At 69.5% G+C, this 7157-nt stretch carries 9 protein-coding genes, 2 tRNA genes and 1 pseudogene; 6 read left to right on the top strand and 6 right to left on the bottom strand.

All coding sequences use genetic code 11. The features are described from left to right. Nucleotides 1-637: pseudogene (locus tag AB0C29_RS25900) on the bottom strand (hypothetical protein); the annotation flags it as partial. Between the two features lie 152 nt (nt 638-789). Between AB0C29_RS25900 and AB0C29_RS25905 the strand changes: the two are divergent. The 3 genes from AB0C29_RS25905 to AB0C29_RS25915 all read left to right on the top strand — a co-directional run bounded on the left by AB0C29_RS25905 (nt 790) and on the right by AB0C29_RS25915 (nt 2100). Then, a complete protein-coding gene (locus AB0C29_RS25905; RefSeq protein ID WP_360554863.1) occupies nt 790-1167 on the top strand; it encodes a lipopolysaccharide assembly protein LapA domain-containing protein in 378 nt (125 codons plus the stop codon). A gap of 85 nt (nt 1168-1252) precedes the next feature. Then, nucleotides 1253-1576, top strand: a complete 324-nt coding sequence (locus AB0C29_RS25910; protein WP_360824985.1) for a metalloregulator ArsR/SmtB family transcription factor — start codon at nt 1253-1255, stop codon at nt 1574-1576. After that, nucleotides 1573-2100 (top strand): SRPBCC domain-containing protein, encoded by a 528-nt coding sequence (locus AB0C29_RS25915; protein ID WP_360824988.1) that lies wholly within the window; start codon nt 1573-1575, stop codon nt 2098-2100. Before AB0C29_RS25910 ends, AB0C29_RS25915 begins: the two co-directional genes overlap by 4 nt. Before the next feature lie 39 nt (nt 2101-2139). Here AB0C29_RS25915 and AB0C29_RS25920 read toward each other — a convergent pair whose 3' ends face one another. After that, on the bottom strand, nt 2140-2598 hold the full coding sequence (locus AB0C29_RS25920) for a hypothetical protein (protein ID WP_360824991.1): 459 nt from the start codon (nt 2596-2598) through the stop codon (nt 2140-2142). Nucleotides 2599-2639: 41 nt separating this feature from the next. Between AB0C29_RS25920 and AB0C29_RS25925 the strand changes: the two genes are divergently transcribed. Then, nucleotides 2640-3449: a hypothetical protein gene (locus tag AB0C29_RS25925; protein ID WP_360824994.1), complete on the top strand. Its 810-nt coding sequence runs from the start codon at nt 2640-2642 to the stop codon at nt 3447-3449. On the opposite strand, the gene AB0C29_RS25930 is transcribed toward AB0C29_RS25925, so the two are convergent. From AB0C29_RS25930 to AB0C29_RS25945, 4 genes are all read right to left on the bottom strand, one after another. Then, nucleotides 3370-3846 carry a cyclic nucleotide-binding domain-containing protein gene (locus AB0C29_RS25930; protein ID WP_360824997.1) on the bottom strand — a complete coding sequence of 159 codons (477 nt, stop codon included), beginning with the start codon at nt 3844-3846 and terminating at the stop codon, nt 3370-3372. The genes AB0C29_RS25925 and AB0C29_RS25930 overlap by 80 nt on opposite strands. 73 nt (nt 3847-3919) lie before the next feature. Further along, nucleotides 3920-4696, bottom strand: a complete 777-nt coding sequence (locus tag AB0C29_RS25935; RefSeq protein ID WP_360825000.1) for a hypothetical protein — start codon at nt 4694-4696, stop codon at nt 3920-3922. A gap of 26 nt (nt 4697-4722) precedes the next feature. Then, on the bottom strand, nt 4723-5334 hold the full coding sequence (locus tag AB0C29_RS25940) for a hypothetical protein (protein WP_360825003.1): 612 nt from the start codon (nt 5332-5334) through the stop codon (nt 4723-4725). Nucleotides 5335-5400: 66 nt separating this feature from the next. Beyond that, nucleotides 5401-5474: transfer RNA gene (locus AB0C29_RS25945), tRNA-Gly, on the bottom strand. A gap of 141 nt (nt 5475-5615) precedes the next feature. Between AB0C29_RS25945 and AB0C29_RS25950 the strand changes: the two genes are divergently transcribed. Both AB0C29_RS25950 and tig read left to right on the top strand, forming a co-directional pair. Beyond that, nucleotides 5616-5689: transfer RNA gene (locus tag AB0C29_RS25950), tRNA-Pro, on the top strand. 39 nt (nt 5690-5728) lie between these two features. Then, nucleotides 5729-7078 (top strand): trigger factor, encoded by a 1350-nt coding sequence (tig, locus tag AB0C29_RS25955; protein WP_360825006.1) that lies wholly within the window; start codon nt 5729-5731, stop codon nt 7076-7078. The last annotated feature ends 79 nt before the right edge of the window (nt 7079-7157 follow it).

The following is a 7157-nucleotide window of genomic DNA, read 5'->3' on the forward strand; positions in this document are numbered from 1 at the left end:
TCAGATTCCGGTGAAGATCCGGTCCGGTTCCGGTGCGTCCCGGAGCCGGTGTCCCGGAGGCCGGCGGCGACGTCGGCAGAGTGGGCGGCGCGGTCTCGCCGGGGGTGACCGTGGCGGTGGCCCCGGGCACGGCGGAGGCCGTTGCCGTCGGGGCCGAGGTCGGCGGGGTGCCGTCGGTGCTGATGACCACCTTGTCGATGTCCGGCGCGGCGCCGACCGAGTTGGCGAAGGCCACGTTGTTGTCGCCGGCGCGCAGCGTCGCGGTGAGCCGCAGGGTGGCCGGCCGGGACGTGCCGCGGGTGCCGGGGAAGACGATGGCGGTGGGGACGGCACCGTTCACGCTGATCTGCGCGGTCCGGCTGCGCTCCGCGGTGTACGTGACGGCCAGGCGGGCCGGTCCGTCCTTCTCGGCCACCACTCCGGTGATCGTGAGGACGCCCTGGCCGCCGATGCCGGTGACCCGGCTGCCGCCGGAGCAGCGCCGGCAGTCGACGGTGTGGGCGCCGCCGGCGAAGGTGTTGACGGAGGCTTCGGCCTCGTACGTCGTGGTGCCGGCGCTGGCACTGGCCGCGACGGCGATTCCGGCGACGACGGTGACGACGGCCATGCCGCCGACGATGAGGACGGGTCTGCGCATGGTGATCCGAATCGTTGGGGGTGAAGTGGGGAGGGCGGTCCGGCGCAGACGGTAACGTCCCTTTTCGACATAGGTCTATTAGCTTCGGCTTAAATCTGGCAAGACCGGTGAACAGGGTTGACGGAGCGCACCGATGGGCAAGACTGAGAGTTATGGTCTTCCCATCCGAGAACCGTCCGCTCACCCCCGCCGAGGACGCGCCACCGCCGCTCCCGCCGGAGCTGGCCGGGACGCTGGCGGGTCTCGAAGGCGCTGGTGAGGCGCCGCCCCGCCGGGAGTCGCCGCGGGTGCCGCGGACCCGTACCAGTGCGGTCTGGTTCGGGGTGTGGGCCGGCGCCGTCGGCCTGATCCTGCTGATCATCTTCGTGGCTCAGAACACCGGCAACGTGCGGCTGAGCTTCCTCTGGTTCGACGGCCAGATCCCGCTGGCGCTGGCGATGCTGATCGCCGGGGTGTGTGGCGCGTTCGTCGCGATGGCGGTGGCCTCGGTCCGGATCATCCAGCTGCGCCGGCTGGTCCGCCGCCGCTGAGCACCACTTGACTCCGTCCGGCCTGACGCCGGGCGGAGTTTTTCGCGCCTTGACATGTGACCCAATGGTCACATAACTTGGCGTCATGACGGACGACGACGACCGGGTGTTCAAGGCACTCGCCGACCCGACCCGTCGCTTCCTGCTCGACCTGCTCTTCACCCGCGAGGGCCGCACGCTCACCGAGCTCGAGTCCGAGGTGGAGATGACCCGCTTCGGCGTGGCCAAGCACCTCAAGGTGCTCGAGGAGGCGGGGCTGGTCGTGGTCCGCCGCGCGGGCCGGGAGAAGTTGCACTTCCTCAATCCCGTGCCGATCCGGCTGATCCACGACCGCTGGATCGACAAATACACCGAGCGTCACGTGACGGCGCTCGTCGATCTCAAGAACGCGCTGGAGGACGAGACATGACCACCGAGACGACCGCCCTGCCGACCCAGGTCTACCGCGTGTGGATCAAGGCCACGCCGGAGAAGATCTGGACCGCGATCACCGACCCGGAGTGGACCGTGAAATACGGCTACGCCGCCCCGGCCCACTTCGACCTCAGGCCCGGCGGCGAATACCACTCGGACGCCACCGACGAGATGCGCGAGTTCGGCAAGGAGAACGGCTTCCCGATCCCGGACCGCATCGTCGACGGCGAGGTCGTGGAGAGCGACCCGCCCCGGCTGCTGGTGCAGACCTGGCGGATGCTTATGGACCCGGCGACGGCCGCGGAGCCGTACACGACGCTGACCTACCTGATCGAAGAGCTGAAGTCCCAGCCCGGCGTCTGCCGCCTGACGGTCACCCACGAGATGGCCGGTGCCCCGGCCACCGCGACGATGGTCGCGGGTTCCCCGCTCGACGAGGCGGGTGGCGGTGGCTGGGCCTGGGTGCTCAGCGACCTCAAGTCGGTCCTGGAGACGGGTACGGCGCTGAGCGGCCGCTAGCCACCAGGGGATGCCGGCCCGCCCGCCGGGCCGGCATCGTCAGCTGAGCCAGTCCTCGGTATGCCGGTGCCGCCCCAGCCCGATCGCGTCGAACTCGTCGTGGTGACCTTCCCGGCCGGCCCCCAGCCGGGCCAGCACCTGCGAGATGGGGCTTCCCGCGGGAGCGAAGTGCTCGTCCTCGCCGACGAACAGCGGCCCCAGCGCCAGCCGGCCACTCATCCACAGGGCCGCACGCTGGGTCCCCACGCCGCCGAAGAACTCCGCTTCGACATAGGCGACGGCTCCGGCGACCCGCTCGGGCTCGAAGCCGGCCGGCAGCTTCCAGAAACCGAGCGCCTCGCTCGTCGGGCCGCCGCCGGCCGCGTCGAACAGCTCGTCGGTCATGGGGATCAGCGAAAGTCCGGCGCTCAACGGCACCAGAGCGGCGACCGGCCACCGGTCCACCACCGGCCGCAGAACGCCGGGATCGCCGATGAACGCTTCAAGCGTGTACCCCAAAGCCCACTCCTCGGGTTGACTCAAGTTGCCAGTCTCCAGGAATGCCGACAGCGATCGATGCGGCCACGCTGCGCCGCGTGGTGAGTCACCCGGCGGTCTGGTGCGTACCGGTGGCGGTCCTGCTGGTCTGGGCGGCGATGCCGTTCAACGAGGGCTACTACGAGTACTGGGTCAACTTCGACCCGCAGGGCGACGGCCAGCAGCTGGAGTGGCAGCAGACCACGCGCATCTTCCGGCACACCTCCGGCATGCTCTGCGGCCACCTCCTGGCCCTGGTCGTGGGCGTGGCCCTGAGCCGGCGGCACCGGCACGCGATCGCCCTGCCGATGGCGATGGCGGTCGGTGTGGCGCTGGCCGGGGTGTCGCTCGTCGTGGCCTTGCCCCTGCTGTCGTCCCCGGTCCTGGCCCGGGTCGTGCTGGGCGAGCTGGCCGCCTTCCCGCTGTACGCCGCGGCGGGAGTCGGACTGGGCATCCTGATCAGCAGGAGTAGGCGCCTGCACAAGCGCAGAAGGCCGCTGGTGCCGCTCTTCCTGATGTTCTGGAGCGTGACCACCCTGACCGGGCTGGTCCAGGACGACGAGTTCGACGCCTGGCCGTGGTTGCTGTGGGCGGTCCCGTTCGTGGCGGCGGGCGCGGCGATCGCCCTGGCCGGGTTGTCGGCCGACGTGTGGGAGTTCCCGCCCGTACCGGTGGGAGACATGGGCCGATCCGCCACCGTCGCCCTGCTGGTCAGCGCGGCCGCGTACGCGTTGATCTTGAATTTGCTCGCCGTCACACGTCGTTCCGGTGACCGGCCGCCCGCCGGCAGTCCTGCAGCCGGCTCCGGGCCGACTGGAGACGCTCACCCATGACCAGCAGGAAGCGGCTGGTGAGCTCGAAACCCAGCGCCGGGTCCCGCTGGCACAGGGCCCGGACCAGGGGCCCGTTGAAGGTCAGCGTGTGCGCGGTGCTGGTCGCGACAGCCCCGAAATGCCACCGGTACGGCGGGAACAACCACGACCACCCGAGCACGGCCCCGGGCTTGAGCGTCTCCAGCACGAAGTTGTCGTAACCGGGCACCTCGGCGTCCAGGTACACCCGGCCGTCGGTGATCAGCCAGAACTGCTCGGCCGGCGTGCCCTGACCGAAGATCCGGTTCCCGGCGTGGAACATCGACCGGCTGGTCAGCGGGGCGAGCAGGCTGAGCTGATGCTCGGTGAGCCCGGCCAGGAACGGCTGGTCGGCCAGCATCTCGACGGTGGTGAACATGAGCCCAGCACACCGCGGGCACCGACACCGGCGTGAGGGCCACATGTCGGGTCCCGCCGGGTCCAAAGGCCCGTCAGACCCAGTTCACCGGATTTCCCGTCGCCAGCGATGCGGCACACAGCCGCCGCAGCGTCCCCACCATGCGGGCGAAGTCCGCCGCCGTACGCGACCTGACCTGTACGGTCAGTCGCTGCGGTGGCACGGGCAGATAGTTCGCGATCGGCGTCGTTGCCAGCCGTACTGTCTGCCCGTCACCGGTGAGCTCCAGCTCGCCACCGGGCAGCACGCGCTGCTCGAACCGGCGCGCCCGGAACACCGTGGCCGGCGGTTCCGCGCGATTGTCGACAACGAAGAAGCCGTCGGGGCCGACTCCCAGGTTGTAATGCCCCCAGGCGAACACGCCGCGATAGCTCTTGAGGTAGCTGTAGAACGCGTCGCCGGTCGCCTCGTCGACCAGGACGATCTCGTCCGACAGCCGGGCCCGGTGCTCGAAGTGGTCCAGCTCGGCCAGGACGGCGGGCACCTCAGCGGCGGGAATCCAGCCGTCGTTGGTCTGCGGCAGATAGCTGAGCAGCGTGGGGAAGGCGGAACCGTCCGCCTCCCGCAGGGCCTGCTGGAAGTACCGCACGCCGGCCCAGGCGCCGATCTCCTCGCTCAAAAACTGCATGTTCTTGTGCGGGCAGCCGTGCTCGAGCCAGTGCTGGACGTCGCCGTGCTGGTCCGCGTTGCTGCGGTCCCAGGGCTCCAAGAAACCGAGCCGGCCGTCCTCGTCGAACCCGACCGGCCCGACCGGCGGTACGGCCAGCCCGTCCTGCCAGCACCGGCAGTACACGTACGCCTGGACTCCCATGGCCGCCAAGTATGGGCGACCAACCGTCAGTGCCGGTCCGGCGTCACGATGTCCCCGGCGGCGTGGACGGCGTCGAGGAAGCGCCGGAAGACCGGCCAGGGGAGTGCCCAGCGGCCGTGCATGGTCAACGTCACGTGGTCGGCCGGCATCGGGACGAACGGCCCGTCCTCCGGTGAGGCGTCGGGGATGCGGACGTCGAGGAAATTGTTCGCGGTGACGTCCGGGTCGACCTCGTACAACTCGTAACACCACGAATCGATGTCGCCGTAGTGGAACTGGTTGACCACGAACTGTTGGCTCCCGTGAGACCAGGTGTTGAGCGTCAACGGGAGGGCTGTTGCCTCGGCTGACCGGTCGCGCTCCTCGTCGACCAGGTCGCCGCTGGAGTCGAGCTGGTCGATGAACTTTGTCAGGACGAGCCAGGGCAGGACGCCGCCGCCGGCACGGACCACCACGTGTTGAGCCGGCCTCGGCGTGAAGGTCCCGTCCGGCGTCGCGTCGGGGATGTCGACGGCCAGGTAGGGCCTGGTGCCGGGCGGTCCGGTCAGTCCGGTCAGCTCGTAGTGCCAGGCATCGTCGGGAAGGCTGTACATCGAGATGATCTCGTACTGCTCGCCGCCGAAGGACCAGATCCCCATCGCCGGATGATCGCAGCTTCCGCCAGGGATGCCGAGGAAACCGCCTCTGACCTGGGACGATGCGCGTGGAGCGGGCGACGAGAATCGAACTCGCGTAATCAGTTTGGAAGACTGAGGCTCTACCATTGAGCTACGCCCGCATGCGCCGCACCACGGTGCCGCGCGTGCCCCACACTACTGAATGCCGTCGCGGCATGCGAACCCGATATCCCCCGCGTGGCGCACCCGGGTGACGCCGCGGCACACGACACGCGGCGGACCGCATACACTTGCCGTCGCCACGGGGTGTGGCGCAGCTTGGTAGCGCACTCGCTTTGGGAGCGAGGGGCCGTGGGTTCAAATCCCGCCACCCCGACTTCACCAACATCGAAGAGATCCATCAAGGAGTACGCCTGTGAAGAGCACCGTCGAGACTCTGAGTCCGACTCGGGTGCGGCTCGCCATCGAGGTGCCGTTCGACGAGCTGAAGCCCAGCCTGCTGAAGGCGTACCGCGAAATCGGTTCTCAGGTCCAGATCCCCGGCTTCCGCCGGGGCAAGATCCCCGCCGCGGTCATCGACCAGCGCGTCGGCCGGGGCACGGTCCTCAACGAGGCCGTCCAGGAGGCCATCCCGCAGCAGATCCTCGCCGCGGTGCGCGAGCACGACGTCAAGACGCTGGGCCGGCCCGAGGTGGAGATCACCGAGTTCGCCGACAACGAGCCGCTGAAGTTCACCGCCGAGGTCGACGTCCGGCCGGAGATCTCGATTCCCGACCTGTCCGGCATCTCCGTCACGGTGCCGGCCGTGGAGATCGGTGACAACGAGATCGACGAGCAGATCAACGGCCTGCGGGAGCGTTTCGCCACCCTCAAGACCGTGGACCGCCCGGCCGAGGAGGGCGACTACGTCCAGCTCGACCTGCGCGCGACGGTCGACGGCGAGGAGGTGCCCGGCGGCTCCGCGACGAACATCTCGCACGAGGTCGGCAGCAAGCAGCTGCTCCCGGGCCTCGACGAGGTCCTGGTCGGCCTGGTCGCCGGCGCCGACGCCACCTTCACCACCCAGCTCGTCGGCGGCGACTTCGCCGGCCGCGACGCCGAGGTGTCGGTCAAGGTCAACTCGGTCAAGGACAAGCAGCTGCCCGAGATCGACGACGAGTTCGCCCAGCTGGCCAGCGAGTTCGACACCCTGGATGAGCTGAAGAACGACCTGCGGGAGCGGCTCGGCAAGGTCAAGAAGGTCGAGCAGATCTACGCCGCCCGTGACGAGGCGCTCAAGCAGCTCGTCGAGGCCGCCGAGATCCCCGCTCCCGAGGGCATCGTCAAGGACGAGGTCGAGGGCCGCAAGCAGGCCATGACCGACCAGCTCGAGCGCATCGGCGCCACCCTGGAGGACTACCTGACCTCCGAGGAGAAGACCGAGGAGCAGATCGACACCGAGCTGACCGAGGCGGCCACCGAGGGCGTCCGGATCCAGCTGCTGCTCGACACCATCGCGGACGCCGAGGACATCCAGGTCTCCGACGACGAGTTCGGGCACGAGATCGTGCACCGCGCCCAGCGCGCCCAGATGCAGCCGCAGCAGTATTACGACCAGCTCGTCCAGTCGGGGGCGGCCGCGGCCGTCTTCGGCGACGTGCGCCGCGGCAAGGCTCTGGCCAGCGTCATGGAGCGGGTCACGATGAACGACTCCGCCGGCAACACGCTCTCCCTCGATGACCTCCGCGAGGCCTCCGAGGACGAGCACGCCGGTCACAACCACTGAGCTGGTGCCATGGACCGGCCGCCGCGCGACGCCTACGGGGCCCGGCGGCCGCGCGATTTACGGGGCCGGCCGGAGCGGG

Source organism: Actinoplanes sp. NPDC048791 (genome assembly GCF_040650095.1).
In the GTDB taxonomy this organism is placed as follows: Bacteria; Actinomycetota; Actinomycetes; order Mycobacteriales; family Micromonosporaceae; genus Actinoplanes.

Coding starts and splice junctions, on each gene's coding strand:
- AB0C29_RS25905 (WP_360554863.1), top strand. CDS start 790: ATGGTCTTCCCATCCGAGAACCGTCCGCTCACCCCCGCCGAGGACGCG.
- AB0C29_RS25910 (WP_360824985.1), top strand. CDS start 1,253: ATGACGGACGACGACGACCGGGTGTTCAAGGCACTCGCCGACCCGACC.
- AB0C29_RS25915 (WP_360824988.1), top strand. CDS start 1,573: ATGACCACCGAGACGACCGCCCTGCCGACCCAGGTCTACCGCGTGTGG.
- AB0C29_RS25925 (WP_360824994.1), top strand. CDS start 2,640: ATGCCGACAGCGATCGATGCGGCCACGCTGCGCCGCGTGGTGAGTCAC.
- AB0C29_RS25930 (WP_360824997.1), bottom strand. CDS start 3,846: ATGTTCACCACCGTCGAGATGCTGGCCGACCAGCCGTTCCTGGCCGGG.
- AB0C29_RS25935 (WP_360825000.1), bottom strand. CDS start 4,696: ATGGGAGTCCAGGCGTACGTGTACTGCCGGTGCTGGCAGGACGGGCTG.
- AB0C29_RS25940 (WP_360825003.1), bottom strand. CDS start 5,334: ATGGGGATCTGGTCCTTCGGCGGCGAGCAGTACGAGATCATCTCGATG.